The 26,466-nt window shown below is 44.5% G+C and carries 25 protein-coding genes; 18 read left to right on the top strand and 7 right to left on the bottom strand.

Features of this window, described 5'->3' with window-relative positions:
* The 7 genes from ACEW8S_RS13010 to ACEW8S_RS12980 all read left to right on the top strand — a co-directional run.
* On the top strand, positions 1 to 1,646 hold a 1,646-nt coding region (locus ACEW8S_RS13010; RefSeq protein ID WP_373518575.1), incomplete at its 5' end, for a sensor histidine kinase.
* 62 nt (positions 1,647 to 1,708) lie between these two features.
* A complete protein-coding gene (locus tag ACEW8S_RS13005) occupies positions 1,709 to 2,083 on the top strand; it encodes a response regulator (RefSeq protein ID WP_373518574.1) in 375 nt (124 codons plus the stop codon).
* On the top strand, positions 2,080 to 3,123 hold the full coding sequence (locus tag ACEW8S_RS13000) for an adenylate/guanylate cyclase domain-containing protein (protein ID WP_373518573.1): 1,044 nt from the start codon (positions 2,080 to 2,082) through the stop codon (positions 3,121 to 3,123). The genes ACEW8S_RS13005 and ACEW8S_RS13000 overlap by 4 nt, the downstream gene beginning before the upstream one ends.
* Before the next feature lie 99 nt (positions 3,124 to 3,222).
* Positions 3,223 to 3,810: a Pycsar system effector family protein gene (locus ACEW8S_RS12995; protein ID WP_373518572.1), complete on the top strand. Its 588-nt coding sequence runs from the start codon at positions 3,223 to 3,225 to the stop codon at positions 3,808 to 3,810.
* Between the two features lie 18 nt (positions 3,811 to 3,828).
* On the top strand, positions 3,829 to 4,164 hold the full coding sequence (locus tag ACEW8S_RS12990) for a hypothetical protein (RefSeq protein ID WP_373518571.1): 336 nt from the start codon (positions 3,829 to 3,831) through the stop codon (positions 4,162 to 4,164).
* A 157-nt stretch (positions 4,165 to 4,321) separates the two neighbouring features.
* The gene (locus tag ACEW8S_RS12985; protein ID WP_373518570.1) at positions 4,322 to 4,729 is read left to right on the top strand and encodes a nuclear transport factor 2 family protein; all 408 of its coding nucleotides are present in this window, start codon (positions 4,322 to 4,324) and stop codon (positions 4,727 to 4,729) included.
* A gap of 63 nt (positions 4,730 to 4,792) precedes the next feature.
* Positions 4,793 to 5,326 (top strand): nuclear transport factor 2 family protein, encoded by a 534-nt coding sequence (locus ACEW8S_RS12980; protein WP_373518569.1) that lies wholly within the window; start codon positions 4,793 to 4,795, stop codon positions 5,324 to 5,326.
* A gap of 188 nt (positions 5,327 to 5,514) precedes the next feature.
* On the opposite strand, the gene ACEW8S_RS12975 is transcribed toward ACEW8S_RS12980, so the two are convergent.
* Entirely contained in the window at positions 5,515 to 6,546 is a 1,032-nt protein-coding gene (locus ACEW8S_RS12975) for an AI-2E family transporter (protein ID WP_373518568.1), read from the bottom strand.
* Positions 6,547 to 6,683: 137 nt separating this feature from the next.
* Between ACEW8S_RS12975 and ACEW8S_RS12970 the strand changes: the two genes are divergently transcribed.
* Positions 6,684 to 7,520, top strand: coding sequence for an endonuclease/exonuclease/phosphatase family protein (locus tag ACEW8S_RS12970; RefSeq protein ID WP_373518567.1), 837 nt, complete (start codon positions 6,684 to 6,686; stop codon positions 7,518 to 7,520).
* Between the two features lie 27 nt (positions 7,521 to 7,547).
* On the opposite strand, the gene ACEW8S_RS12965 is transcribed toward ACEW8S_RS12970, so the two are convergent.
* Positions 7,548 to 8,711, bottom strand: a complete 1,164-nt coding sequence (locus tag ACEW8S_RS12965) for a peptidoglycan DD-metalloendopeptidase family protein (protein ID WP_373518566.1) — start codon at positions 8,709 to 8,711, stop codon at positions 7,548 to 7,550.
* Between the two features lie 68 nt (positions 8,712 to 8,779).
* Positions 8,780 to 9,610, bottom strand: coding sequence for an alpha/beta fold hydrolase (locus ACEW8S_RS12960; protein WP_373518565.1), 831 nt, complete (start codon positions 9,608 to 9,610; stop codon positions 8,780 to 8,782).
* A 223-nt stretch (positions 9,611 to 9,833) separates the two neighbouring features.
* Here ACEW8S_RS12960 and ACEW8S_RS12955 point away from each other — a divergent pair, with 223 nt between their 5' ends.
* The 3 genes from ACEW8S_RS12955 (at position 9,834) to ACEW8S_RS12945 (ending at position 11,923) form a co-directional block, all read left to right on the top strand.
* Positions 9,834 to 10,772 carry a metallophosphoesterase gene (locus ACEW8S_RS12955; protein WP_373518564.1) on the top strand — a complete coding sequence of 313 codons (939 nt, stop codon included), beginning with the start codon at positions 9,834 to 9,836 and terminating at the stop codon, positions 10,770 to 10,772.
* A gap of 108 nt (positions 10,773 to 10,880) precedes the next feature.
* Entirely contained in the window at positions 10,881 to 11,303 is a 423-nt protein-coding gene (locus ACEW8S_RS12950; RefSeq protein ID WP_373518563.1) for a DoxX family protein, read from the top strand.
* A 305-nt stretch (positions 11,304 to 11,608) separates the two neighbouring features.
* Entirely contained in the window at positions 11,609 to 11,923 is a 315-nt protein-coding gene (locus ACEW8S_RS12945; protein WP_373518562.1) for a YegP family protein, read from the top strand.
* Positions 11,924 to 12,045: 122 nt separating this feature from the next.
* Here ACEW8S_RS12945 and ACEW8S_RS12940 read toward each other — a convergent pair whose 3' ends face one another.
* Together ACEW8S_RS12940 and ACEW8S_RS12935 are read right to left on the bottom strand one after the other, a co-directional pair.
* Positions 12,046 to 13,068 carry a low specificity L-threonine aldolase gene (locus ACEW8S_RS12940; protein ID WP_373518561.1) on the bottom strand — a complete coding sequence of 341 codons (1,023 nt, stop codon included), beginning with the start codon at positions 13,066 to 13,068 and terminating at the stop codon, positions 12,046 to 12,048.
* A 31-nt stretch (positions 13,069 to 13,099) separates the two neighbouring features.
* Positions 13,100 to 15,505: a zinc-dependent metalloprotease gene (locus tag ACEW8S_RS12935; protein ID WP_373518560.1), complete on the bottom strand. Its 2,406-nt coding sequence runs from the start codon at positions 15,503 to 15,505 to the stop codon at positions 13,100 to 13,102.
* Positions 15,506 to 15,693: 188 nt separating this feature from the next.
* On the opposite strand from ACEW8S_RS12935, the gene ACEW8S_RS12930 reads away from it, so the two are divergent.
* From ACEW8S_RS12930 to ACEW8S_RS12905, 6 genes are all read left to right on the top strand, one after another.
* A complete protein-coding gene (locus ACEW8S_RS12930; RefSeq protein WP_373518559.1) occupies positions 15,694 to 17,157 on the top strand; it encodes a circularly permuted type 2 ATP-grasp protein in 1,464 nt (487 codons plus the stop codon).
* Positions 17,158 to 17,263: 106 nt separating this feature from the next.
* Positions 17,264 to 18,211, top strand: coding sequence for an alpha-E domain-containing protein (locus ACEW8S_RS12925; protein WP_373518558.1), 948 nt, complete (start codon positions 17,264 to 17,266; stop codon positions 18,209 to 18,211).
* 52 nt (positions 18,212 to 18,263) lie between these two features.
* Positions 18,264 to 19,118 carry a transglutaminase family protein gene (locus ACEW8S_RS12920; RefSeq protein ID WP_373518557.1) on the top strand — a complete coding sequence of 285 codons (855 nt, stop codon included), beginning with the start codon at positions 18,264 to 18,266 and terminating at the stop codon, positions 19,116 to 19,118.
* 93 nt (positions 19,119 to 19,211) lie between these two features.
* Positions 19,212 to 20,316, top strand: a protein-coding gene (prfB, locus tag ACEW8S_RS12915; protein ID WP_373518556.1) for a peptide chain release factor 2 whose coding sequence is annotated in 2 segments (ribosomal slippage) — positions 19,212 to 19,277 and positions 19,279 to 20,316 — 1,104 coding nt in all. Because the reading frame shifts where the segments join, the coding sequence is not laid out codon by codon here.
* A 165-nt stretch (positions 20,317 to 20,481) separates the two neighbouring features.
* Entirely contained in the window at positions 20,482 to 21,003 is a 522-nt protein-coding gene (locus ACEW8S_RS12910; protein WP_373518555.1) for a hypothetical protein, read from the top strand.
* An 8-nt stretch (positions 21,004 to 21,011) separates the two neighbouring features.
* A complete protein-coding gene (locus tag ACEW8S_RS12905; protein ID WP_373518554.1) occupies positions 21,012 to 23,504 on the top strand; it encodes a TonB-dependent receptor domain-containing protein in 2,493 nt (830 codons plus the stop codon).
* Positions 23,505 to 23,569: 65 nt separating this feature from the next.
* On the opposite strand, the gene ACEW8S_RS12900 is transcribed toward ACEW8S_RS12905, so the two are convergent.
* Positions 23,570 to 23,746, bottom strand: a complete 177-nt coding sequence (locus ACEW8S_RS12900) for a hypothetical protein (protein WP_373518553.1) — start codon at positions 23,744 to 23,746, stop codon at positions 23,570 to 23,572.
* A 211-nt stretch (positions 23,747 to 23,957) separates the two neighbouring features.
* On the opposite strand from ACEW8S_RS12900, the gene fumC reads away from it, so the two are divergent.
* Complete coding sequence (fumC, locus tag ACEW8S_RS12895) at positions 23,958 to 25,355, top strand: class II fumarate hydratase (protein WP_373518552.1); 1,398 nt, start codon at positions 23,958 to 23,960, stop codon at positions 25,353 to 25,355.
* Positions 25,356 to 25,522: 167 nt separating this feature from the next.
* On the opposite strand, the gene ACEW8S_RS12890 is transcribed toward fumC, so the two are convergent.
* The gene (locus ACEW8S_RS12890; protein ID WP_373518551.1) at positions 25,523 to 26,410 is read right to left on the bottom strand and encodes a hypothetical protein; all 888 of its coding nucleotides are present in this window, start codon (positions 26,408 to 26,410) and stop codon (positions 25,523 to 25,525) included.
* Positions 26,411 to 26,466 lie beyond the last annotated feature (56 nt).

Raw genomic sequence — 26,466 nt, 5'->3', positions numbered from 1 at the left:
CCAGACAGTATTATGATCTGTCCATACAATGCGCAGCTCAAAACCAAATGACCTACGTAGAAGCCATTGCCAACGAAAATGCAGCGCTGTTGTGCCAAGAGCGGCAACTTGTTCAAGATACCCAAAACTACGTAAAGAAGTCATGGGAGGCCTACAAAAAATGGGGAGCGACTATAAAATGTAATCAGCTTGAAAGCACCTATCCTGGGTTGCTGGGTAAAAAAACCGATAAAACTGCCCTTTTAAAAACCGGTGCGACCTACGAGACCTACTTTTCAAGTAACACGGCACTCGATCTGGCCAGTTTGTTAAAGGCATCGCAAAGCATTGCCAGCCAGGTCAAATATAAAGACCTGCTTAAAACACTTATGCATATAATCATAGAAAATGCAGGGGCCGAAAAAGGAAACTTCCTACGCTTTAAAAAAGACCGGTTATATATTGAAGTCCAAGGCAATTCTGGAAATAAGGGCATCAAAATACTCCCGTCCATTCCGATGAACGAATCTGACCTGGTCCCTCGATCATTTATAAACTACTGCTGGCGTTCTCAAGAAAGTGTGGTATTGGACGATGCACAAAAAGAAAGCCGATTTAATGACGACCCATATATTAAGAAGCATAAAACGGTATCTATAATGTGCCTTCCCATCACGGCCTTGGGCAAAATCAATGGCCTACTTTATCTTGAGAACAGTATGCTTAAGGGGGTGTTCGATAAAAATCGAATCAGCCTGTTACAAATGCTATCCGGTCAGATCGGCATCTCGATCGAAAATGCCTTGCTCTACGAAAACCTGGAGGAAAAGGTTGCGGAGAGGACCAAAGAGATCGAAAAAACCCTCACGGAATTAAAAACGACACAAGCCCAACTCATACAGTCTGAAAAAATGGCATCACTTGGCGAGCTTACCGCCGGCATTGCACACGAAATCCAAAATCCGTTAAATTTTGTCAATAATTTTAGTGAAGTAAGTGGCGAGCTGCTCGACGAAATGGAACAAGAAATTGCCCAAGGTAATTATGCCGATGCGAAAGGCATTGCCCGCGACGTAAGACAAAACCTTGAAAAGATAAACCTCCACGGCAAGAGGGCCGATGCCATCATCAAAGGAATGCTGCAACACAGTCGTACCAACAGCAACATTAAAGAACCCACCGATATTAATGCGATTGCGGACGAGTATCTGCGTTTGGCCTACCATGGATTACGGGCCAAAAACAAATCGTTCAATGCAACGATGGAAACCGATTTTGACGAATCTATCGGTAAAATCAATATGGTTCCACAAGATATCGGGCGGGTACTCTTAAATCTGATTACCAATGCTTTTCATGCCGTACAGGAAAAAAGAGAAGCAACCATAGGAGATACTGGAAGTAATTATCAACCAAGCGTTCGGGTAGCTACAAAAAGAATCGAAGATCATATTGAAATTTCCGTTCACGATAATGGCAATGGCGTGCCGGAAAAGGTAAGAGGCAAAATATTTCAACCCTTTTTTACCACCAAACCATCAGGGAAAGGCACGGGACTTGGGCTATCGCTCAGTTATGAAATTATTCAGACCCACGGCGGCGAACTGGGCCTTGAAACACAAGAAGGGGAAGGCGCTACATTTACCATTAGGCTGCCGGCGATATAAACGATTTTTTAAGTATTAGGGATGCAGTTGACCAACAGAAACTCTATCAAGCCAAATAGCACATGAAAATACTAGTAGTAGACGACGAACGGGACGTAAAAATTCTTTTCCAACAACAGTTCCGAAAAGAAATCAGAAACGGGGAATTGCAGTTCGCATTCGCTTATTCGGGAGAGGAGGCCGTGAGAATCACAGAAGTTATGGCCCAAGAGGAATTATTCATTTTGTCGGATATCAATATGCCCGGAATGAATGGTCTTGAACTGTTGAAAACCATAAAGAAAAAATTTGTGAAACCTTCGCCGGTCATGATGATTATCAGCGCCTATGGGGACGAAGAAAACCGGAACAGGGCCAAAAACTTGGGCGCCGACGACTTTTTGACCAAACCGGTGGATTTTACGCTTTTAAAAACCAAACTAAAAGAATTGACATGATGGCTAAAATACTGGTCGTTGACGACGAGGCCGATCTCGAAGTCCTTATAAAACAGAAATTCCGAAAAAAAATCCGGGAAAAGGAATACGAGTTCCTTTTTGCGGAAAACGGACGGGTTGCGCTCGAAAAATTGATAGCGGCCCCCGATGTGGACATCGTATTGAGCGATATCAACATGCCTGAAATGGACGGTCTTAGCCTGCTTTCCGAACTGCATAAAACGAGTCCATTGATAAAATCGGTCATTGTATCGGCCTATGGCGATATGGAAAATATTCGTACGGCGATGAACCGGGGGGCGTTCGATTTCATTACTAAACCCATCAATTTCGAAGACCTTATTATAACGGTCGAAAAAACCCTTAGACATGTCGAGGAAATAAAAAAAACCTTGCAGGCCATTAAAGAAAACAACATTTTAAAAATGTACGTAGACGAAAATGTGCTCAATTTTATGGGCAGTAGGGAATATGAATCGGCCATTATGGCCAACGAGACTATTGAAGGAACAGTAATGTTCGTAGATATTGTCGGCTTTACTAAAATCAGTGAAACCGCCCCACCGGATACCGTGGTGGCCATGATCAACACGTATTTCGATGTCATGGTCAAGGCCATTATCGGCCAAGAAGGCTTCGTCGATAAATTTATCGGCGATGCGATCATGGCGGTATTTAGGGGAGACTACCATTTAGATCGCGCCATCGATGCGGCTTTGGCGGTACGCCATCAAATCAATACGCTGCCCAATGTTGACGGCAAGGAAAAATTCAGGCCGAAAGTTTCCATCGGAATCAAGAGCGGAGAGATGATTTCCGGTAATATAGGTTCCGCCACTTTAAAACGCCTTGATTATACGGTCATCGGAGATACCGTAAACACCGCAGCACGATTACAGGATGCCGCCAAAGAAAATCAAATCGTGATTTGCGAAAGTTGTTATGAGAATGTCAAAGAGGCATTTCGCTGCGAAAGTTTGGGGAGTATTACCATGAAAAACAAAGCTCAACCCCTTATCGTATACACCGTGTTGGAATAACGTGGCGGGAATCGCTGGTATTTGGTGTTTAACCAAACACAGAAAAAACCTACTAAGTACAAATTTCAATGTATTCAGAACCTATAATTCATAAATCAGATGGCCGACCTAGAAAAACCGAAGGAAAAGACAACATCAAAAAAACCGATCAAACGATCCGTGAAAAATCCCCACGCCGAAGAATTGGTGGACCATTACTGGGGCAGTATCAACTACGTATTCGGACTCATAAAGGCCTCGGAACTGAAAGCCGGCCTTATTCTCTCCTTTTACGGCATTTTATTGAACCTGATATACCAACACCTCGGTACGTTCTTCCACACCGGTTCCGATCAGATACTTCTGCTCATACTATTGGGGTTGTGGCTGGTATGCACCGGAGTTTCCATCTATTTTAGCGTTCGTTGTTTTATGCCTAGGATAGAAGGCAAATATGACAAGAACATCTTCTTTTTTGGGGATGTCATTTCCAAATTCGGAAACATCCAAGAGTTCTCAAGGACCTTTTACACCATCAGTCTGAACGAAGAGGAACTGTTTCTTCAATTGGGACAACAGATTTTTATCATATCAAAAATTGCCGACTTTAAATTCAGGAACGTAAACCGATCTATTCGGTTTTTGGCCCTAGGACTTTTCCTTTTATTGGCCATAGCGGCCTACCACACCGTACTTATAATAACTTGATTTAATACATCCAAAACAATGAAAAATAACGCAACACATTGGTCAAAAGCTGAATTAAAAGTGTATATCCTATTGCTTTGTGCGAAGGCCGATTCCATAGCGGACCCGGAGGAGCTAAATCTTATCAGATGCAGAATTGCACCGGAAAACTTTGACCGTCTTTACAATGAAATTAGCCACGATGATGAAGACGAAAGCTTCACAAAAATCGAGAAAACGATTTCAAAACTTGACTATTCGCACATGGAGCTTGCCGAGCTGAAAAAGGAAATCCGGGTAGTGTTTTCCGCGGACGGGAAATTCCATATTACGGAATACAACCTCAGCCGGATATTGGACAATATCATTTATTGACGACCCTAAATGAAAAATTTTCCAAATGCTTTTGTGATTATTATCTCGGTAATTATACTGTCGTGGATTCTTACCTATTTGATTCCGCAAATTGCTCAGGAGGATTTACGTTTGCCCAGAGAAGCGTAATAAATCATAAATAATTAAAACAACTATTATGAAAAACAATCAAAACATCCAAAGCATCGGCAATCTATACAAAGCATTCGCAACAGGCGACATGCCAACAGTTCTAGGAAGTATGCATCCTAAAATTGAATGGAACGAAGCCGAAGGAAACAGATATGCAGACGGCAATCCATACATCGGTCCAGATGCTATTTTAAATGGTGTATTTGCGCGTCTTGGAGCTGATCACGAGTATTTTAAAGTTACGGATATTGAACTTCACGAAATGAGCAACAATAAGGTGTTGGCTACCTTACGATATGATGCGAAAAATAAAGAAACCGGCAAAGCTTACAATGCCCAAGCGGCTCATTTGTGGACTTTAAAAGATGGGAAAGTGACTGCATTTCAACAGTATGTGGATACCAAAAAGCTTGCGGATGCGGAGAAAAAATAAAATAATCACAAACCAGCTTTATAAATAGAAGTTGGCTTTTCTATTAAACCTGATACAAACATAATGAAAAGGCTTTCTATTCTAGTATTAGCAATCACAAGTGTTGTATTATCAACCTTAAGTTGCAAGAACAATACTGATTCAAAAGATGTTGACAACAATAAAAGCACATTAAATGCTAAAGCAAATGATTCCGAAGATTTAAAAAAAGAACTTGAGGATGCCTTTTCCAAAATGTTTGAAAATACAACGTTTACAAATGCAGTGGATTATTTTAAGACGGATGTTTCCGATGACTACTTTTCAATTGGTGCAGATGGCGTGGCACAAAGTAAGGAAGAGCTACTTGCAGACACCGATAGACTTAAGATGCTTGAAAAGGCGACCTTCAAATTCTACGATCAAAAGACAAGAATTTATGACAATGTTGGAATTCTTAAGGGAAGGTCTCAAGCATTCTTTGATGGAAAGTATGTTGCCGAATTTTTATACACTGCCATTTTTGTCAAAGAAAATGGAAAGTGGATGTACACAAGTTGGCAAGGAACGTGGTCTAAAGATACGCCTCCCCCAACCGTTCTAATGGAAAAGAATTAAACTACTATCGGCTAAAGACCGATGGGTTTGATATCGGCTTAAGGCGAGGGATTTTCCCCAAAATGATACATTAACGGAAGCCCAAGCAGTGGCAAATAAATAGTTTGGGGGGAGCAGTTATGGAATGACGGTTTCAGTCTTTTGGATGGCATGCCGAGTATAGGAAATAGGCCATAGCCATTTCAAAACTAGAACTCCCCGCTTTCAACCTCGCCCCGTTCCCCGTACTCCTTTTTATAGATTCGCACAACGATCAAGAAAAGACTAATGAGCAAAGGGCCGAAAATCAGCCCGATAAACCCGAACAGGGGAACACCGATAATAACACCGATCAGCGTAATTAACGGGTGTACATTATCCAACTTTTGAAGCACGTAGAGGCGGATCAGGTTATCTGTCGCGCCGACGACTACGAATCCGTAGATCAGAATGCCCCAGGCCTGAAAATCGTTTCCGTTGGACATACCCAGAATAAAGACAGGAATTATCCCGATCAAAGTACCGATAAAGGGAATCATGGAGCCCACCGCCACAATCACGAACCAGAAAAACGGATTGGGTACACCAAAAATAAAAAATCCTATCAAGGCCACGATACCCTGCGCAATGGCCACCAAGGGAATTCCCAAAGCGTTCGAACGCACCATACTCTGCACCTCATCGCCTATGACCTTTAGGTTTTTCTTGCTGATGGGAATATATTCGAACAAGGATTCGCGCAACTCTTTGCGGTTCGTCAGCATATAGAATAGCAAGAAATACATAATGGCAATCGAAATAAAGATATTAAAGGTACCCCCGGCAAAGCCCTGAAGATTATCGGTCAACCAAGAGGAAGCGCCCGAAGGGTCGATTTGCGATGAAAGATCGTAATCCACCATTTTTTCTATACGAAACACTTGCTCCTTAATGGCTTCGATAACGTTTTCCGATTTGTCGACGGCACTGCTCACCTTGTTGCCGAGCATAAGCACCAACCCACCGACCGGTACCAATATAAGCACAAAGGATATCAACATAATAAGGATGGCCGCCAGATTGGAATTCCATCCCTTTTTGACCAGTTTGGACATCCATTTTCTGAAAAGCACATAAATGGTAATGGCCCCCAAAATGCCAGATAGATAGGGCACCATTTCCCAAAAAATAAGCCCCCCTATCAAGACAACAAGAAGCAGGACAAAGAATTGGCGGATGATATTTTGATCGATTGATTTCATGTAGCTGGGGTTTTGGAATATTCAAACGCAATGCCTGTGACATTCCGTAAATAAATTTCCTATACCTATTTCTAATAGGTGAGCTAAATGTAATCGTAATTTCTTACTTTGGCAATACATTTCAATAGATCCTAGTAATGGTTTTCAAAACATTTTTCATATTGCTCGCGCTAACGCCCCTCTTGACCCTAAACGGTCAAGAAATCAAGGTAATGACCTACAACATCAAATACGACAATGTCAACGATACGGTCAACAATTGGAATGAGCGAAAGGAAAAACTGGTCGAGCTTATCGAACATTACGGTCCATCGTTTATCGGCATACAAGAAGCACTGCACCGACAGGTCACTTACATCGACAGTAGCCTTACTGATTTTTCGTATATCGGTGTCGGTCGTGATGATGGCAAAAAACAAGGGGAATACTCCGAAATCCACTATGATTCTACCCGATATAAAGTCCTTGAGCACAATACTTTTTGGCTTTCCGACACTCCCGATACACCATCCGTCGGTTGGGATGCCGCTTTAGAACGTATCTGCACCTATGGCCTTTTTGAAAACCTTGGGTCCGGTAAAAGGCTCTGGGTCTTCAACACCCACTTTGATCACAAGGGGGAAACGGCGAGGGAAAAATCCGCCCAACTTATCATCGACAAAATTAAGGAAATAAATACCGATGACCTACCTGTGGTATTGACGGGGGATTTCAACTTGGCTCCCGACGAAACCCCTATCCAAACCCTCAAAAATTATATGGAAGATGGTCAGCAAATCACTAAAGCCCTCTTTTACGGTCCGAGCGGCTCTTTTAACGGCTTTGATCTGGAAATGATTTTAGACCGCCGTATCGATTATATTTTTGTGAAAAATCTTGCCGTTGAAAATTACATGCATATCGACGACCGTTTGGAAAACCTCAAATATATCTCGGACCATTTGCCGGTTTTGATTACCGTATCGGAAAAGTAGCATAGATAAGTTAGTTTTCCGGAATTTTTATTCGGGATTTAATTCGATCAAACTTTGATGTACATACGTCTTTTGTCCCGTTTCCGTCTTAATATGCGCCCATTTTTTGGCAATTCCTAGAATGAATAAGGTATCGCCCTTCTTCGCCTCCCCTATTTTTTCACTTTGAACGGATGGAGATTGCCTCAAGTTTGCCCTTGTGGCCGAAACGGTAATTTTCGGGGATTCGAAGGAAGCGGTTTTTTGGTCTATCGAAGGTTTATCGTTGATACGGATAAAAGGTAACGGGTCGATAGCGCCTCGATATCCCTCATAAATTCCAAAATGTAGATGGGGGGTGGTCGTCCGCGCATTACCGGTATTACCGACTAGGCCAAGGGTATCACCGATTTGCACGCGATTGCCAGTTTTTACCAAAATGCTGTCCAAATGGGCATAATAGAGAGAATTTCCCAAAAGTCCGGATTTTACCCAGACCTGCTTACCGCCCAATCCCCTTTCGCCGGTCGAGCTTACCCTACCATCGGTTACCGCCACTACCGGTGTGCCCCTGTCTGCAAAAATATCGACTCCCTTATGGCTTCTTCGGCCACCCTCTCTGTCGGCACCCCAAAAACTTTGAATGGCCTCGTTGTTTTTACCCGTTACCGGGAACGCATAAGAAGGTGTGCTATATAATTCAAATTGAAAATGGTCGGTAGCACCTATTCCTGCCTGTACAATGACCTTATAGACCCCTGATTTTTCGATTACTTTTTCTAGATTTCGTTGTCCGTTTTCGTTTCGGGCGGTCAAATCATATTTCGGTAAAGAGTCGGATGTTTGTTCGTAAAGATCAACAAATACAGGAGACGATAAAGAATCCATTCGCACTTCGACGTGAAAAACCTCTCCCCTCTGCAATACTAAATTATAGGAATAGGCAATGGTATTTTTTTCAAAAAAAATGCCCTGTTCCACATAGGGCATTTCGATTTGAAGGCTATCGTTCATAGCTTCATTAAAAGCGTTTTCCCATGGGACAAATAAGGTGGAATCATTTTCGAACTGCCTCCCGTAGAGCTCCCTAGGAGTAGGCTGGATAATAATATCCGCCACCCTCCGGGCCTGCTTACATGCTGTGACCATTAAAACCAGCACCAGAATCAGGTGAATACTTTTTAAGGCGCTTGTTTGTGATGTTTTATCCATATAACACATCTTCTATATGCAAAAAGTCGGACTTGTGGAGTCCGACTTATACCAAAATACGGCATTATTTACTTTTTGAGAAATGAAATCAATATCTCGTTCAGTTCGTCGGCATGGGTAATGTTGAGCCCGTGCGGTGCGCCTTTGATAACTTCATACGTATTATCGGCAATACCTTTGGCCGCTTGATCTGCCGAGGTGACCTTCGGTACGGTTTCATCGGCGTCGCCGTGTACGATCAATGTAGGAACGGTTACATTCTTCAGCTCGGACCGGAAATCGGTGTCCATCCAGGCCAGTGCGGTCTGTATGGTAGCTCTTGGCGAGGCATGGGAAGCAATGATAAAATCATAGTCCAATTGGGCTTCGCTGACCTTGTCTTTGTTATCCTTATAATTATAGAAACCTTTTCCGAACTCCTTTAGAAATCCGACCCGGTCTTTTTGAAGGGCATCCTTGATTCCGTTCAAGGCTTCTTCAGGTACGCCATCGGGATTGTCGTCTTTCTTTTTGACCAAGGGGATGATAGAACTGATCAAGACGGCTTTGGCGATTTTGTCGGAGCCATAGTCCGTTAGATAGCGGACAACCTCCCCACCGCCCATGGAAAATCCGACGATAATGGCATCCTTTAAATCCAATCCATCGATTAGCGTACTGAGATCACTCGCCAAAGCGGAATAGTCATATTCGCCCCAAGGTTGTGACGAAATTCCGAATCCCCGTCGGTCGTAGGAAATGCAGCGGAAACCCTCATCGACGATTTTCCACACTTGTTGCTCCCACGATTTACGGCTCAATGGCCATCCGTGGATTAAAATGACCGGTTGCCCCGTTCCATAATCTTCATAGAAAATGTCTACAGGTTGTTTCGCTTTTTTATTTGTTATAAAAGGCATATTTTTAACATTTAGATGTTAGCTATTTGGCCTACCCAAAAAGCAAGCCTTGTTTTATTGGGAAAATATAGTTGAATACTGGTTTTTGCCTTAACACAAACAGAAAGAATATTGCCTGAAACGAAGATTAGGTTTCCCTTTTTGCCAGAATCGATACCTTTTGTTCAGAGCTTTTCCGTATATATATAAATTCTTCAGTCTCACGAAAACAAAAATCCACACCATGGAAAAACCATATATATCAATTGTCCTAAAGACTTTAAGCATGGTTTTCATGGCGGTCATCCTCATCTGCTGTTCCGGTAGTTCGGATGATAAAAATCAACAGCCAACCGACGACAATCCCACAGGTGAAATCGATTCTACCCAGACCGTTGACTCCACCAATAACTTCACCCCTACAATCTTTACCGTAATCGGCGATGTACCTTATAACGATAATCAAAGGGACGGACTAATTGCCATGATCGATGCCCATAACACCAAGGCGAATTCGGAATTCGTAGTACATGTCGGCGATATCAAGCCGGGAGGCGATGCCTGTGAAGAAACTATTTATGAAGATGTCAGCGGACTGTTGAAAGCGTTTAAGACTCCGACTTTTATGGTATTAGGGGACAATGAATACAATGACTGCGACAACCCTGTAAATGCATTGGCACTTTGGAACGAATACTTCTTACATTTCAACGAAAATTGGGAATTTTCACTTACGGTCGAATATCAAGAAGAGCGACCCGAGAACTTTGCCTGGGTGGGGAACGGCGTGCTTTTCTTAGGCTTGAACCTAGTAGGAAGCTCCGTTCACGACCAAGCGGAATGGGACAAGCGCCTGGCAGATGATGCGGATTGGCTGGAGAAACAATTTGAACTTCAAAATGAAGCTATGGAAACAGTCGTCGTTTTCGGCCATGCCAACATGACAGAAGTCGGGCCCGAAAAATTCACGGCGTTTACTGATCGGTTTAGGGCTTCGGCCAAAGTCTTCGGCAAACCTGTTCTCTACATGCAGGGCGACGGACATTTTTGGTTCCAGAACAGACCTTGGCCCGAGAAAAATATTTTACGTGTTCAAATCGAAGGCGGTGCCAATGCCGTTCAGGTTACGGTAGATCCTGATCTGGAAAATCCTTTTGCGTTTGATCGTGAGTTTTTGGACTGAATTTTTAACTTTTATATATCCCTAAAAATGAGTACCTTACTAAGGTGTAACGTCGTCTACTGACTTCCTAATAATCGATATGATGTGGTAGGCGGTAAATCAAATGCCATGGCTACAATAAAATCATTGAACAAGTGGGCGAATGCCCATACGTATTACCTGATTGATCTTCTCCGTGTTGCCCTCGGAATTTTTCTTTTCGTAAAAGGTGTCAATTTCATGTCGAACCTACAGGAAATGATGGAAGTCGCAAAGCCCTTCGAAAATATACCTGGTGGAATGGGTATTTTGCACTATGTGGCTCCGGCCCATTTCGTCGGAGGTTTTTTAATCGTTATCGGTCTACTGACACGATGGGCCGTTTTGGCACAATTGCCTATTCTGATCGGTGCAGTGTTGGTCAATTTTTTGGGGGAAATGAATACTACCAACCTTGTTTTAGCCTTTGTGGCGCTGTTGGTGTGCATTTTCTTCCTTTTTTATGGTTCTGGAAAGCATTCTACGGATTATTATTTGAAGATGCAGAAGTAGGACAGATTGAACTCAACTAACACTAACAAACCATCAAAAAGTTACCATGCCTCCAATTTGTGAGCGGCAATCTTGGTTCTCGACTGCATTGGTATCGGACCTATTTCATACAGACCTGTCCGGGCACCCATGGCACCGACTACGGCCGATAGGCAATACCACATTCTTAGATATAGGCGGAAAATTCCAAGCAACAAAAATCCAAATTCCTAAAATAAATTCCAAAATCCCGGTGTACGAGAAATCAGTCCTTGGCAATCAAATCTTATCCGTAACCCATAAATTTTGTACCTTAATCCAAAAAAGTGCACGTTGTAAAAATTCATACCGATACTGATAATACCTATCGCTTTAGTCTAGAGACTGAAAGTGGAAATAAACTGCTAAACAGCGTAACATTCTCCGATAAATTTGAAATGGACAAGGTTATAAGGAAGTTGGGAACTGCACCCATAGCCCGTAATTATTTTGAACGGAAGACCAATACCGAGGGTAAATTCCACTTCAGCCTAAAGGACGATGACGGGCGAATAATCGGTCATAGCGAACCTTACGATTCTGAGGCGGGTATGGAAAACGGGATTAAAAATTTGCAGGAAAAGATTCAATCGTTGCTATAGGTGCCAAACCCAAGTAGGTCTTTTCGAGTGCAGCAGGGAGCTTCAATACGCTGTCTGTCAACTGAGTATAGCCATTGGTTTATCTTGAGCGGAGTTGAAAGGCTCAACCGGACAATTCGACCCTACAACTGTTTCAAAACAGACAAAAACGCATCGTGCATCTCGCCCGTATAGTCCAAATGGGTGACGATACGTTGTTTGCCTTGCCCCATTCCTATAATATGAATGTCGTTCTTCTTTAACTTCTCCACGAATTCGTCCCCGCCCATATAATTCTCGTCAATTTCGAAAATGATGATGTTGGTCTCGATCGGCTCCACTTTTTTGATGTAGGATAACTTTTGAAGGACCTTCCCGATTTCTCGGGCTTTTTTATGGTCTTGGGCCAGTCTTTCGAGTTGGTTGTCCAACGCATAAATGCCTGCCGCCGCCAGATAGCCAGCTTGCCGCATGCCGCCGCCCAATACCTTTCGTATACGCAGTGCTTTATGGATCAATTCGTCACTCCCGACCAGCACTGAACCTACGGGACAGCCGAGTCCCTTGCTCAAACAGACACTGATGGTATCAAAAAGTTCGCCGTATTGTTTCGGACTTTCGTTTTTAGCGACCAAAGCGTTCCATAATCGGGCGCCGTCGAGGTGGTATGCTAGTCCGTGTTTTTTGCAAACGAGCTTGATGCGTTCGAGTTCTGCGAAATCCCAGCAGGCACCGCCACCTTTGTTTGTCGTGTTCTCAATACAGACCAAAGACGTCAGGGGACTGTGATAAAAGTCCGGCGGATTTATCGCCGCCTCGACCTGTTCCGCGGTCATCATGCCGCGGTGGCCATCAACGAGTTTACAGGATACACCACTGTTAAAGCTTACTCCCCCACCCTCATAGTTGTAGACATGCGCGTATGTATCACAGATCAATTGATCTCCGGGATCGGTGTGCAGCTTGATGGCCGTCTGGTTGGTCATCGTTCCACTGGGAAAGAACAGCGCGGCTTCCTTTCCGAACATTTCCGCCACTTTTTGCTCCAGGGCATTTACGGTCGGGTCGGCCTTAAAGACATCATCGCCCACCTCGGCGGACATCATGGCGTCGAGCATGCCGGGGGTGGGCTTGGTTACGGTATCGCTAATAAGGTTTATCTTCATGTCAAGTTCAAGTTCAGTGTCAAACGCAAATTCATTCAAAACAATCCATCCCAATTGGCGATCCATCCGGGATTTTAGAGGCTGGAATTACCTCAAACTGCTCCGGATGTTCGTAAAAGTCATTTATCCGTCGTCCCATTTCCGCCTTGATCGGATCGCTGGGCATTTTCAAACCGGTATCCAGCATTAGGCCCCTGATTTTTTGATGGGTGATGGCGTTTACCTGCGGATGGACATCCTCGCTGGCCGCTAAGTTCATTAAATGGAACAGTACCCGAAAATTAATGTTGTTTTGCACCTCGGTTAAATAGCTGTCCTTGGGCTGCTTTTTAATCGTATTATCGACCACGGCATCCAGAACTTCCCCCAGCCCTAGGTTATCGCTATCCAAGGCTTTTTGTTGGATTAAACGGGATGCCCTTTCGGGATGTATCAACAAGCCCAAGGTCATATCCGCGGAAGTTTCGGGGGCGGACAGGGCGTCGAAGGAAACTCCGGTTTTTCCTTTGAGGGACTCCCGTGTTCGCGGATATCCGAATGCCCTTGGCGGAAACAATGGCAATTTTTCCTTCGGAATGGCGATGGCCTGGGCATCCAAGGTTTTTAGGATGCTTTCCAAAGCCTGTTTTTGAATTTTCTTGTCCACCGTTTCGACTGTGGGCTGTCCGTCTCCCTTGACCGCGTAATTGTAATCCAATCCCCCGATTACTTTGGCGGTCGCCTCCGTCTGGTACCGATGGAAGAAATAAAGCGGCGCAAAAACATCCTCCAGAACGGAATTCGGTTCGCCCTTTCGGATATTATCAATAGAAAAATTCTGAATGGCGACATCCCTAATTTTCAACACATCCTCCAATTCGGCACTGGCCGATCGGCCGTTATCCCACAGATGGGCAAGGGCATGCGCCCCTCCTTCGGGACGAGCGTCTTGGTCGGTGATATAACGTAAGCCGTCTTTTTGGGCCTGGCTCAAAATGGCATTTAACGCTTCTTTCTCTTCGGTTTCCTTCGGAAAATCGGTGTAGGAGTACGCGACCGTTACCTTGTCCCACGGCCCGATTCCGGTAGCATAGGCCTCCGAAAAGTCGATTTTTCCGTTTTTCAACGTAAACTGTGGATGGGGATAATCCATCACCGAGGCCCTGCCGTTGGTACTGGCGGCAAAATTATGGGCAAAGCCCAAGGTATGGCCGATTTCATGTGCGGAAAGCTGGCGGATACGGGCCAAGGCGAGTTCCAACATCGGTCCGTAATTATCGTCCCGCTCCGCGAAAGGCTTGTCCATCAAGGCCTGGGCGATCAGAAAATCCTGCCGTATACGCAGGCTTCCCAAACTGACGTGGCCCTTGATGATTTCCCCGGTTCTCGGGTCCGTGACACTGCTGCCGTAGCTCCAGCCCCGGGTGTAGCGGTGTACCCATTGAATGACGTTGTAGCGCACATCCATCGGATCGGCGTCGTCTGGCAGCATTTTTAACTGGAAGGCATCTTTATAGCCAATGGCTTCAAAAGCTTGGTTCCACCATCGGCCACCTTCCAAAAGGGCGGTCCGCACGGGTTCCGGCGTACCGTTATCCAAATAATAAATAATAGGTTCGACAGCTTCGCTTGTTTCCGCAGTCGGGTCTTTTTTCTCCAGGCGATGGCGGGTAATAAAGCGTTTTACGAGCGGCTCTTGCACCGGGGTGGCATAATCGTAGTATGAAAAAGGATAGGATCCACATCTCGGGTCGAATTCCCGCTTTTTGTAATCATCGTCCGGCAGTTCGACGAAGGAATGATGCTGGGTTACCGTCACCAAATCGGGATTCGGCGCAACCGAACGTATCCAATCGCCTTCGGCATCCCCTTTGAACGTTAGGGTAACATCGAACTCGATATTTTTCGGGAAGCCTTTCGTACGATCCATCGTCATGGCACTTCTCTCCTTGTCCAAAGCATAAGTACCTTGCTCGGCCTTCTTCAAACGTTGGGCCACCCCGTGTACATCCTGCATCAGGAAATCGCTAATGTCGATGATATATTTTCCATCCTTCTCCTCCTCGATCTTAAATCCGAACAAAACGGATTTCGCAAAGGCCTGTTCGATGGATTTCCGTTCCAATGCATTATCCGTCAAAGCCCTGAACCTTAAATTGGGCTGCACCAAAAGCAATTTGTTGCCCGCCTTTTTAAAGTAGACCACTTGTTCGTTGCCCAACTGGCCACGATCCAGCCCGATATCATTACTACCGATACCGCTGCTGAGGGAATAGACATACAGAAATTCCTTCTCCAGTTCATCGACTTCCAAATAGATTTTATCCGTTTGGACCTCGTACTGGAAATCAAAAAATCCGGGGAACTTTTGAAAATCCTTGCTTTTTTCGGTAACCTGTCCCGTTATGACGGTCGAACAAAAAAGCAGCAAAAATGGCCATAGTCGATAATGTTTCATCCCTTGGTATTTTACGCATTAGTTGGAAGGCACTAAATTTAAACCATTCCATCCGCAAGAAAAAGTTCTATTTCCTAAAAAATATTGGCTGATTTTTAATGATACCTATAAAATCACCTCTAAATATTATGGCATTCTCCTTTAGAAATCCATTGTAAACTAGTACCTTAAAAGAAATTTATTAGCTTATGGCCACCGCTGAAAACCAATTGTTCTCTTCCTATCAAAGAAATCCCCTATTATTTGATGAAATATTTGATAGCGATGGTAAGATTATGCCCGTTTACTCAGTACTTTTCGATCTGTACGGAGAACATTCCATCAAAGATTACGTCAAACTGAACGATAAGGCCAAGGCATCGTTTTTTAATCAAGGCATTACCTTTCAGGTGTACGATAAAAAAGAGACCAGGGAAAAAATATTCCCTTTCGATCTTTTTCCGCGAATCATCGACCCCAAGGAATGGGATATTATCGAAAGTGGCGCGATACAGCGCAGCAGGGCCCTCAATTTGTTTTTATGGGATGTCTATCACGACAAAAAAATAATCAAACAGGGTATCGTGCCGATGGACCTGATTAGTTCTTCCGCAAATTATTTGGATCAAATGGTGGGCATCGACCCTCCGGGTGGTATCTATAATCATATTTCGGGCACCGATGTCATCAAGCATAACGACGGACAATATTATGTTCTGGAGGATAATATTCGCTGCCCTTCAGGTGTCAGCTATGTCATCTGTAACCGTACGGCTTTAAAACGGGCGCTCTTTGGTGTCTTTAACCGCTACAAGACCCACACCGTTACCAATTATGCCGAGAACCTTCTTGATCTGCTGGAAACCGTAAAGCCCAAAGGCGTCGACGTACCTAACGTTGTGGTCATTACTCCCGGCATGTTCAATTCAGCCTTCTATGAACACTCCTATCTCGCCAAAACCATGGGCGTGGAGCTGGTGGAAGGCCGCGACCTGTTCGTAGAAAATGATTTTGTGTATATGAAAACCATCCGCGGGCCCGAAAAAGTCGATGTCATCTATCGTAGGATAGACGATGCCTTTATCGATCCCTTGGAATTCAAACCGGATTCTTCTCTGGGTGTACCGGGACTCTTCGCCGCCTACAAAAAAGGAAACGTCACCTTGGCCAATGCCCCCGGAACAGGTGTCGCCGACGATAAGGCCGTATACACCTACATGCCGGAAATCATCAAGTATTATTTAGATGAGGAGCCCATCCTTAATAATGTACACACCTACCATTGTAGCCGCCCCGATGAGCTAAAGTATGTTTTGGAACATGTGCACGAACTGGTCATCAAACCGGTGGACGAGGCCGGGGGATACGGTATATCCATAGGAAATAAGTTGACCAAGGAAGAAATCGAAACGGTAAAAAAACAGGTAAAGGAAAATCCCAGAAAATATGTGGCCCAACCCATATTGTCCCTTTCCGTGCATCCGACCTATATCGACGAAACCGAATCTTTCGAGCAACGACACGTCGATCTAAGGACCTTCACCGTCTTGGGCAAGGACCGGGAATTCGTGCTCAAAGGGGGATTGACCCGTGTCGCCCTTAAAAAAGGAAATCTAATCGTCAATTCGTCGCAAGGTGGGGGATCTAAAGATACTTGGGTTTTGAAGGAGTAGTCAGTAGGCAATATGCAAAAATTATCTTTTTCTAAAGTCCTAAACTAATTAACCTACCCGTCAGGAGGCCCATAAATTTTTTTGAACTTGAACTTAAAGAACCAATATGCTATCAAGAGTTGCCAATAACCTTTTCTGGATGGGGCGTTATATCGAACGTTCAGAACATATAGCCCGGTATTTGAACGTGAACTATTTTTCATCGCTCGACGCGCCCAACCAATTATCGCAGTCCCGACAGTTCGTATTGCGGTCCATGCTTTTTATGGTCGGGGATCCCGAAGACGACGAATCCGTTCAATTGGACGAAGAAAAGGTGCTGTATACGATCGGTTTGGATCCGGACTTCCCCTTTTCCATTATCAACAATGTAAAATATGCCCGGGAAAATGCCAATAGTGCCCGTGACCTTATCTCTACCGAACTCTACGAAGCCATCAATAAATTCTATCATTTCGTATTGAATTATGATGCGGATAGTTTTGTTAAAAGCGGATTGCACGATTTTACTGTGAACGTTGCCGAAATGACCGCTATTTTACGCGGCAAGATGCGGGGTACCTTATTGCACGATGATATTTATTCCATTATCATGATGGGCGTCAACATCGAAAGGGCCACCCAGATTATTCGCATGATCAATGCCAAACACCACGACGCGGAGAAATCAAGGGGCAGTTACGGCGATACCTTCGGCAATAGCTTTGAATGGACGACTTTATTGAAATGTGCGGAATCGTACGATATGATGCGGCGTTTTTATAAAAAGACCCCGACCAGCATTTCTACATTGGAGTTTTTGATTCTCAATCCCAATTGTCCCCGTTCGGTCATGAACAGCCTCAATCAGGTATACGATCATATTAAAGTCTTAGATCCCAGCAAGAACTACAACAAAACGTCCACGGCCTTTTTGGTGGGCAGGGTACGGTCTGAATACGCGTATAAGTACATTCAGGAAATCGAGGAAGATATTCAATCCTTTATCGAAAATATTCTGGAAAACCTTTCGGAAATAGGCCAGAAAATGGAAAAGGAATTTTTTAAGTATTGAGCCGTCGGGTTGGCGTCAAAAGTAGTAAGTTTGCCTTATCTATTAGAGAACCATGTCCCTAGAATATTCCATCACCTATACTGCAGAAAACACGTACGAAGACTGGGTGAACGATGCCCATTGGCAGTTTTTGATCATTCCGCAAAAAAATGACAATCAAGAGTTTATTGATGTTCAATTCAACAACTCGCTCAATACTATCAACGAATTTTCCGTAAACGGATACGGGTTCCAAACCATTCGGGTACATCCCAAGAAAAAGTTCAGACAGATTTCGTTCGAGGCTCATTTTAAGCTGATCAAAAGGGAGGTGAATCCGTTTGATTTTTTGGAGGAGGAAGATATTTCCCAAGCCTATGCCGCCATTCAACAACTGGATTTCAAAGTAGATTTTGAGGCCTTTTTAAGGAATACCCGTTTTACAACCCTTCCCGAAAAAAATAGGGACGCATTCGTGTTTAATAAAAACATATCCCTTTTTGAAAATTTACAGGGCTTGAATGAGTGGACCTATACCCATATTTATTTCAAGACCGACGTGACCGATGTCAATACCGCTCTGGACGAAGTTATAGAAAAACGGCACGGGGTCTGCCAAGATTTTGCCCATCTGTTCTGCGCTTTGGCCCGGCAAAACGGAATCCCCACAAGATATGTATCCGGATACCTACATCAAGGCAATGGTTTTTTTGGGGATTCGCAGATGCACGCCTGGGCGGAAGCTTATATTCCAAAAATCGGATGGATCGGTTTTGACCCCACCAATAACCTGCTGGCCAATACCAATCACATTAAGATAGCCCACGGCAAGGACTATACGGATTGCTCCCCGCTCAAAGGCGTGGTCTACACCACGGGGCGTAACGAAACTAGCCATACCGTGCAAGTTTCCAGTCAGCAACAGTAAAGAAAGTTCCAATCCAAAATTTGTCACACCGAGCGCAGTCGAGCTGCCAAAATCTCAAGTCTAAAGCGTACTTTTGCCCAAAATTAGAAGAATATGACAATCACAACAGACCTGTTCAAAGGTCTACAGGACCGCCTTGGGGCCTTAAGACGGTATCTTTGACGTTGCTGCGAAACGTATCGAAATAGAGAACGAGCAAGAGAAAACGCTCGCTCCAGACTTTTGGGACAATCCCCAAGAAGCCCAGGCGCAAATGAAATTCATTCAATCCAAAAAACAATGGGTCGATGACTATACTAGTGCAGAATCCGCCGTGGGCGACCTCGAAGTACTGCTCGAATTCCAGGAGGAAGGCGAAATCAAGGAAGAGGAAGTCGAAAGCCAGTATGAAAATGCCCTGAACCAAATCGAAAAGCTGGAATTCAAGAACATGCTTTCCGAAGAAGGCGACGAACTGTCCGCCGTTTTGCAGATTACAGCTGGTGCCGGAGGTACGGAAAGCTGTGATTGGGCGTCGATGCTCATGCGCATGTATATGATGTGGGCGGAAAAGAACGGCTATAAGGTCAAAGAACTCAACTATCAGGAAGGTGACGTGGCGGGTATCAAGACCGTGACCCTCGAAATCGACGGCGATTATGGCTTCGGATGGCTCAAGGGCGAAAACGGGGTGCATCGCTTGGTGCGTATCTCCCCTTTTGATAGCAACGCCAAACGACATACTTCCTTTGTTTCCGTGTATGTCTATCCATTAGTGGATGATAGCATTGAAATCGATATCAATCCCGCGGATTATACGATCACTACGGCAAGGTCCAGCGGTGCGGGCGGCCAGAACGTAAACAAAGTTGAAACGAAGGTTCAGTTGACCCACCATCCGACCGGCATCCAGATTTCCTGTTCCGATTCCCGAAGCCAGCACGATAACCGGGCGACTGCCATGAAGATGCTGAAATCGCAGTTGTACGAAATTGAGCTACGTAAAAAAATGGAGGCACGTGAAGAGATCGAATCCTCAAAGATGAAAATCGAGTGGGGCTCGCAAATCCGGAATTATGTGATGCATCCCTATAAATTGGTAAAGGATGTACGCACCGCGCACGAAACCGGAAATGTAGATGCGGTAATGGACGGGGATATCGATGCGTTCTTAAAGGCCTTTTTGATGATGATGGGACAGAATGAAGAATCGATTTGAAAACTTAGGCATTAGAAAATGGCACGAAGCGCGGTGCAGGATGCCCGATGAAAAAACGCATCGAGCATCCGACACCAAGCATCGAGCTTCCCGCCTTTTAACAAACCTTTAACCAATATTCTTTAAACCTTCTATTAAATTCACAATCACACTAAAACGTTTATAATGAAAAGCAACGGCACATACCTCATCATTCTTTTTATTGTACTGCTCGCTGGCGGAGAACTACAGGCCCAATATGGTCGCGGATATGGTGGCGGGGGCTATGGCTACGGTGGCGGAGGTTATGGGGGCGGGGGCTACGGCAGACAGCGAAGCGCTATTCCGCAGGTTCAAGAAACCCCGAAAGAGCCAGAACCGAAAACGGCGGAACAGATCGTTGATGGCGAAATGCCGGGCATAACCGAAGCCTTGGAACTGAATCCGTTCGAGGAGGCCGTATTGAGTTCCACCCTAAAAAAGTATCTGCAGAAACGTATCGAAATGCAGATTCTGGAACTATCGCCCGATCAGATGCGCGAGGGCATGGAAAAAATCACCCAAGCGCAAGATGAGGAATTAAAGGCGGGCCTACCCCTTGAAAAGTACGACGCCTTTGTAGAGATGCAGAAAAAAGGCATTCAAAAGACCAAAAAAGAAAAGAAAAAAGAAAAAAAGCTTAAAAAGAAAAAGAAAGATAAATCGTAATCCTTGCTATGAAGAAATGTTTCCCTTTACTCCTATCACTACTTATTTCATTTACAATTATTGCCCAAAGGCCTGCGGCCACTGAAGGGGAAGCTATCAAAATCACCGGAACGGTCATCGACCAAGAAACCGGACAAGCTTTAGAGTATGCCACCTTAGTATTGCAGAGTATCGCGGACCCAGATAAGGTCAACGGCGGTATCACCGACATCAATGGGAAATTCGAGGTAGAAACTGTCCCCGGTGAGTTCAACGCTAGCATCGAATATATCGGTTACCAGACCTATAAGGTACCCCAAAAGAGCTTTAACGACGCTACCGATCTAGGTACAATTTCTTTAAATATATCCGCCTCTGAGCTAGAAGGTGTCGAGGTCGTCGGGGAAAAGACCACGGTCGAGGTACGGCTCGATAAAAAAATCTACAATATTGGTAAAGACCTTACCACCAGCGGCGCCACTATTAGCGATGCATTGGGCAATGTGCCCTCGGTCAGTGTCGATGTTGAAGGTGCCATCAGTTTACGTGGCAACGAGAACGTACGTATTCTTATCAACGGAAAACCATCTGCCATGGCCGGTTTTGGATCTACCGAAGCCCTTCGTCAATTACCGGCCGATGCCATTGAAAAGGTCGAGGTCATTACCAGTCCTTCCGCCCGATATGATGCGGAGGGTACTGCGGGCATACTGAACATAATTCTCAAAAAAGAAAAGACCCTTGGCTTCAACGGATCCGTGAATGTAAATATCGGCTATCCTGCGAGTAGTGGTATAACTGCAAATGTCAACCTGCGTACCGACAAGTTCAATATTTTCAATACTACCGGTTATCGTTATCGCGATGCCCCGGGAAATGCTATTTTTGACAATACCTATACCTCCGGAAGTTTCGATAGGGTCTTGGAGGATAGACTCTACAACCGACTGGATAAAGGCTTTAACACCAATCTTGGTGCCGAATATTTTATCAACGATAAATCCTCGGTTACGGGAAGCATCTTTTACCGACTTTCAAATGATGAGGACGTTACTGAAAACACGAATCAGAGGTTCGTAGAAAACCAGTTGAGCAGCCGAACCTTCAGGGAGGAACTGGAAAATGAAGAGGATAACAGTTATCAGGTTTCCCTTAACTACATCAACCGATTCGATGATGACGGCCATGAGCTCACCGCCGATTTTCAGTATTCGAACGACGACGAAATTAAAAATTCGACCATTGAGGAACAACGTACATTACCTGATGAGGATTTACTGGTTCTTGAAGATATCTTTGAAAACGAAAAGGAAAACGAGTATCTCGCACAAATAGACTACGTTCTGCCTATGGAAGACGCGCAGTTCGAAGCCGGATATCGCGGCACCTTCGAAGAGGAAATTACGGACTACCGACTAGACTCGTTAGATCAGTCCAGCGGACAATTTGTAGTCAACGAAAACCTGACCAACAAATTTACCTATAACGAGAACGTACACGCCGTTTATTCCCAATACGGAAACAAGTTCGGCCAGTTTTCCTTTCTTTTGGGACTGCGTTTGGAACATACCCAACTCAAAGGGCAACTGGATTCGGAATTCGATAGCAGCCAATTTGAAGAAGAACTGGGCGTGGATGTAGAAGCGAATTTTGATAAAAAATACCTAGGTCTTTTTCCAACGGTGAACCTGATCTACGAAATTGACGAAGAAGGTAGGGAAAATGTTTCGCTGGGATACAACCGTCGCATCAATAGACCGGGAGGGTGGTATATCAATCCGTTTCCCTCAAGATCCAGTAGGACCAATATATTTCAGGGCAATCCCGATTTGAACCCTGCCTTTTCGAACACCTTTGATCTGGGATACTTGAAACGATGGGACAAACTGACCCTAACCTCTTCCATCTACTATCAACAGGAAACCGATGCCTTTGAGCGGGTACAGGAGTCCACTGGGCAGAGTACTACCGACGGTATCGATATCGTACGTTCGGTACCTATCAATCTTTCCACTGAAAACCGATACGGTGCCGAGGCCGGTATCCTATATAATCCTAAAGACTGGTTGCAACTGAACAGTAGCTTCAACATCTTCAAGTTCAAATCGGAAGGATCCTTCAACGGTGTCGATTATGGGGCTGACAATACCAGCTGGTTTGCACGCTTTAGCTCGAAAGTTTCGCTGCCGGCCAAGGTCGAATGGCAAACCAATGGCTTCTATAGCGGTCCGCGTCAAAACGCCCAGACAGAATCAGAAGGAATCTTTTCGCTGGATTTTGCCTTTAGCAAAGATATCTTGAACAACAACGGTACCCTATCCTTTAACGTGAACGATGCCTTTAACTCCAGAAAACGGAGGTCTTTTACCGAAACCGAATTTTTTACCTCGCGCAGTGAATTCCAGTGGCGGGTACGTTCCTTTACGGTTTCTTTTATCTACCGTTTCAACCAACCCAAAAAACGCGAAGGTGGTCGTGGCGGCGATGGTGACGGTAATGGTGATGGGGAGTTTGAGGGGTAAGATGCAAGAAAGTATTTGCTACCTTCCTGCTTCTTTAAATTTTATTCAAGTTGATTCCTATATAATCAAGACGTCTCTCGCACAGCTCTTTTCTTTTTTTTCATTTCCTTATAAAATTCAATAAGGTTACCTCCTATCCAATACGGCACTACGAACATCAATAAAAAGATCATCAGCCAAAAGCCGATGGTCAAAATGGTCAAAAAGGCTAAAAATCCTAAATATTGGTCGAATTCGAACATAGGTATCTGTTTACGCTTACAAAGATACTTTTAAAACAGGTAGAATTGCAAATGGAAATTAAAAAATTATAAAGCTAGGAATTGAAAATAGGCTAATGAAAAACGAAATGCCATAGCCCCAAAAATAGCCATCCTTCAAAATTCCGTGAAGGACCTATTGAAAATAAACAGGCCAACGGCTATCTTTGTTAGAAACCAAAATATAGTTACGATGGAATATAGAATAGAAAAAGACACCATGGGCGAGGTACAGGTCCCTGCCGATAAATATTGGGGAGCCCAGACCGAACGTTCCCGGAACAATTTTAAGATTGGTCCGGCAGCTTCCATGCCATTGGATATTGTCTACGGCTTCGCCTATCTCAAAAAGGCGGCCGCCTATACCAACTGCGAATTAGAGGTGTTGTCCGAAGAAAAAAGGGACCTTATCGCCAAAGTCTGTGATGAAATAATCGAGGGCAAACACGACGACCAATTCCCTTTGGTCATCTGGCAAACGGGTTCGGGCACACAAAGCAATATGAACGTAAACGAGGTCATCGCCAATCGCGCGCACGAGATTGCCGGGCAGCAAATCGGGGAAGGCGAAAAGACCGTCCAGCCCAACGATGATGTGAACAAATCCCAATCCTCCAACGACACCTTTCCTACGGGAATGCATATTGCGGCCTATAAAAAAATCGTGGGGACTACCATTCCCGGTGTGGAACGGTTACGGGATACGTTGCATAAAAAATCCAAGGAATTTGCCAAAGTCGTTAAAATCGGACGTACCCATTTGATGGATGCCACACCCTTGACCTTGGGTCAAGAATTTTCAGGATACGCCTCCCAGCTCGATCATGGCCTAAAAGCCTTAAAAAACACGTTAGACCATCTTAGCGAACTGGCCTTGGGCGGAACGGCCGTGGGCACGGGACTTAATACGCCCGAAGGCTATGACGTACTTGTGGCCAAATATATTTCCGATTTTACGGAACTCCCTTTTCGAACTGCCGATAATAAATTCGAGGCCTTGGCTGCCCACGATGCCATTGTCGAAAGTCATGGAGCCTTGAAACAACTGGCCGTATCACTGAATAAAATCGCCAACGACATCCGTATGTTGGCATCCGGACCGCGTTCGGGAATCGGCGAGATAAATATTCCTGCCAATGAACCGGGCAGTTCCATCATGCCCGGCAAAGTAAATCCCACCCAATGCGAAGCCTTGACCATGGTCTGTGCGCAGGTGATGGGCAATGATGTTGCCATAGCCGTAGGTGGTACCCAAGGGCACTATGAACTTAATGTATTCAAGCCCATGATGGCTGCCAATATCTTGCAATCCGCCCAGCTGATCGGTGATGCCTGTGTCAGCTTTGAAGAAAACTGCGCTTCCGGGATCGAACCAAACTATAAGATTATCGAACAAATGCTGAACAACTCCCTGATGCTCGTTACGGCACTGAACACCAAAATCGGGTATTACAAAGCTGCGGAAATAGCGAATACAGCACATAAGAACGGTACGACATTAAAGGAGGAAGCCATCAACCTTGGCTATGTTACCGCCGAAGAATATGATGAATGGGTGAAGCCGGAGGATATGGTGGGGAGCTTGAAATGAAAAATTGAAAATCAAATACAAAGATGGCGGCTAGTAAATTGTTAGCCGCCACATCCTTCTGAAATAATCTGTTTGGGAAATTTCAAAACAACTTTTTCAAAGTTTGACCTATAAAAAAAGCCAGTCCTAGGACTGGCTTCTTTAGTATTTATTAATGGCCGTGCCTCCTACTTCATCGCAAACTTTGATGTACCCAATAATTTCAAACCTTCATCATATACGTTCACCATATAATTTCCCTCCTGAAAATCACCGGATGGCTTGCTGATGTAATCGCAAACGTCTAAGGATTTATTTTCATAATAGAAGCTTGTGCCCTTACTGTAGGTCACCGAAGCCCCATCATCGTTAGTTTTTGAGTAACTTTCGCCCAACACGTTACCTTGTGGATCAAGTACCTCTACATAAAACTCCCTATCACCGGCCTCTGCGATAACGTTGTCGGCCACGGTAAAACAGATTTTAAATTTATCGGCTCTTTTAGCCCTGTTGGTCGACGATAATTTTCCGCTGCTGCGCTCTTTAACTGCGTCAACGTTGAATTTGGAAAGGTTCAGCGCGGATCCCTTTTCCACAACATCCGCCAATTGCGTATTCTGCACTACCAAAGAATCGTTGAATACGGTTTGTTTCTCCAATTCGGTATACGTGCTATCACGTTGCATGGCAATCAAGGTATTCGATTTTTGGAGGGAATCGACCTGCCTGAGCAACTGCTCCCTCTCCGTTTGCAAAACCCCTACTTGCCTTCTGTAGCGGGACAATGAAGAAATATCGGCCTTCATGTTCTGTACCGAATCGATATATTTAGAGATATTGTCACGTGCGGAAACCAATTCCTCGTTCGTGGCATTGCTCTCCAAAATCGCCTTGTCGTATTCGGATTTTAGGCTGTTTAGATCTTCGACAACCAGCTGTTTTTCTTGCGTCATCACGGCTTCGGTCTTTTTCTTGTCCTGGTAAAGACTGACCGTGTAGATGATGGTTCCTAAGAGCACTACGCCCAATAGACCTGCCAGCACCTTCAATCCGTTGTTGTTTTTTGTTTCAGTCATAATGTAAAGATTAATTACTTGAATTGTTTGTTTGATTTTTATCCCTATATATACGG

It is taken from the genome of Pricia sp. (assembly GCF_041745955.1).
Classification (GTDB): domain Bacteria; phylum Bacteroidota; class Bacteroidia; order Flavobacteriales; family Flavobacteriaceae; genus Pricia.
Note: the sequence above shows the minus strand (reverse complement) of the source record. Positions and strands in the feature narration are given on the sequence as shown.

Coding starts and splice junctions, on each gene's coding strand:
- ACEW8S_RS13005 (WP_373518574.1), top strand. CDS start 1,709: ATGAAAATACTAGTAGTAGACGACGAACGGGACGTAAAAATTCTTTTC.
- ACEW8S_RS13000 (WP_373518573.1), top strand. CDS start 2,080: ATGATGGCTAAAATACTGGTCGTTGACGACGAGGCCGATCTCGAAGTC.
- ACEW8S_RS12995 (WP_373518572.1), top strand. CDS start 3,223: ATGGCCGACCTAGAAAAACCGAAGGAAAAGACAACATCAAAAAAACCG.
- ACEW8S_RS12990 (WP_373518571.1), top strand. CDS start 3,829: ATGAAAAATAACGCAACACATTGGTCAAAAGCTGAATTAAAAGTGTAT.
- ACEW8S_RS12985 (WP_373518570.1), top strand. CDS start 4,322: ATGAAAAACAATCAAAACATCCAAAGCATCGGCAATCTATACAAAGCA.
- ACEW8S_RS12980 (WP_373518569.1), top strand. CDS start 4,793: ATGAAAAGGCTTTCTATTCTAGTATTAGCAATCACAAGTGTTGTATTA.
- ACEW8S_RS12975 (WP_373518568.1), bottom strand. CDS start 6,546: ATGAAATCAATCGATCAAAATATCATCCGCCAATTCTTTGTCCTGCTT.
- ACEW8S_RS12970 (WP_373518567.1), top strand. CDS start 6,684: ATGGTTTTCAAAACATTTTTCATATTGCTCGCGCTAACGCCCCTCTTG.
- ACEW8S_RS12965 (WP_373518566.1), bottom strand. CDS start 8,711: ATGGATAAAACATCACAAACAAGCGCCTTAAAAAGTATTCACCTGATT.
- ACEW8S_RS12960 (WP_373518565.1), bottom strand. CDS start 9,610: ATGCCTTTTATAACAAATAAAAAAGCGAAACAACCTGTAGACATTTTC.
- ACEW8S_RS12955 (WP_373518564.1), top strand. CDS start 9,834: ATGGAAAAACCATATATATCAATTGTCCTAAAGACTTTAAGCATGGTT.
- ACEW8S_RS12950 (WP_373518563.1), top strand. CDS start 10,881: ATGGCTACAATAAAATCATTGAACAAGTGGGCGAATGCCCATACGTAT.
- ACEW8S_RS12940 (WP_373518561.1), bottom strand. CDS start 13,068: ATGAAGATAAACCTTATTAGCGATACCGTAACCAAGCCCACCCCCGGC.
- ACEW8S_RS12935 (WP_373518560.1), bottom strand. CDS start 15,505: ATGAAACATTATCGACTATGGCCATTTTTGCTGCTTTTTTGTTCGACC.
- ACEW8S_RS12930 (WP_373518559.1), top strand. CDS start 15,694: ATGGCCACCGCTGAAAACCAATTGTTCTCTTCCTATCAAAGAAATCCC.
- ACEW8S_RS12925 (WP_373518558.1), top strand. CDS start 17,264: ATGCTATCAAGAGTTGCCAATAACCTTTTCTGGATGGGGCGTTATATC.
- ACEW8S_RS12920 (WP_373518557.1), top strand. CDS start 18,264: ATGTCCCTAGAATATTCCATCACCTATACTGCAGAAAACACGTACGAA.
- ACEW8S_RS12910 (WP_373518555.1), top strand. CDS start 20,482: ATGAAAAGCAACGGCACATACCTCATCATTCTTTTTATTGTACTGCTC.
- ACEW8S_RS12905 (WP_373518554.1), top strand. CDS start 21,012: ATGAAGAAATGTTTCCCTTTACTCCTATCACTACTTATTTCATTTACA.
- ACEW8S_RS12900 (WP_373518553.1), bottom strand. CDS start 23,746: ATGTTCGAATTCGACCAATATTTAGGATTTTTAGCCTTTTTGACCATT.
- fumC (WP_373518552.1), top strand. CDS start 23,958: ATGGAATATAGAATAGAAAAAGACACCATGGGCGAGGTACAGGTCCCT.
- ACEW8S_RS12890 (WP_373518551.1), bottom strand. CDS start 26,410: ATGACTGAAACAAAAAACAACAACGGATTGAAGGTGCTGGCAGGTCTA.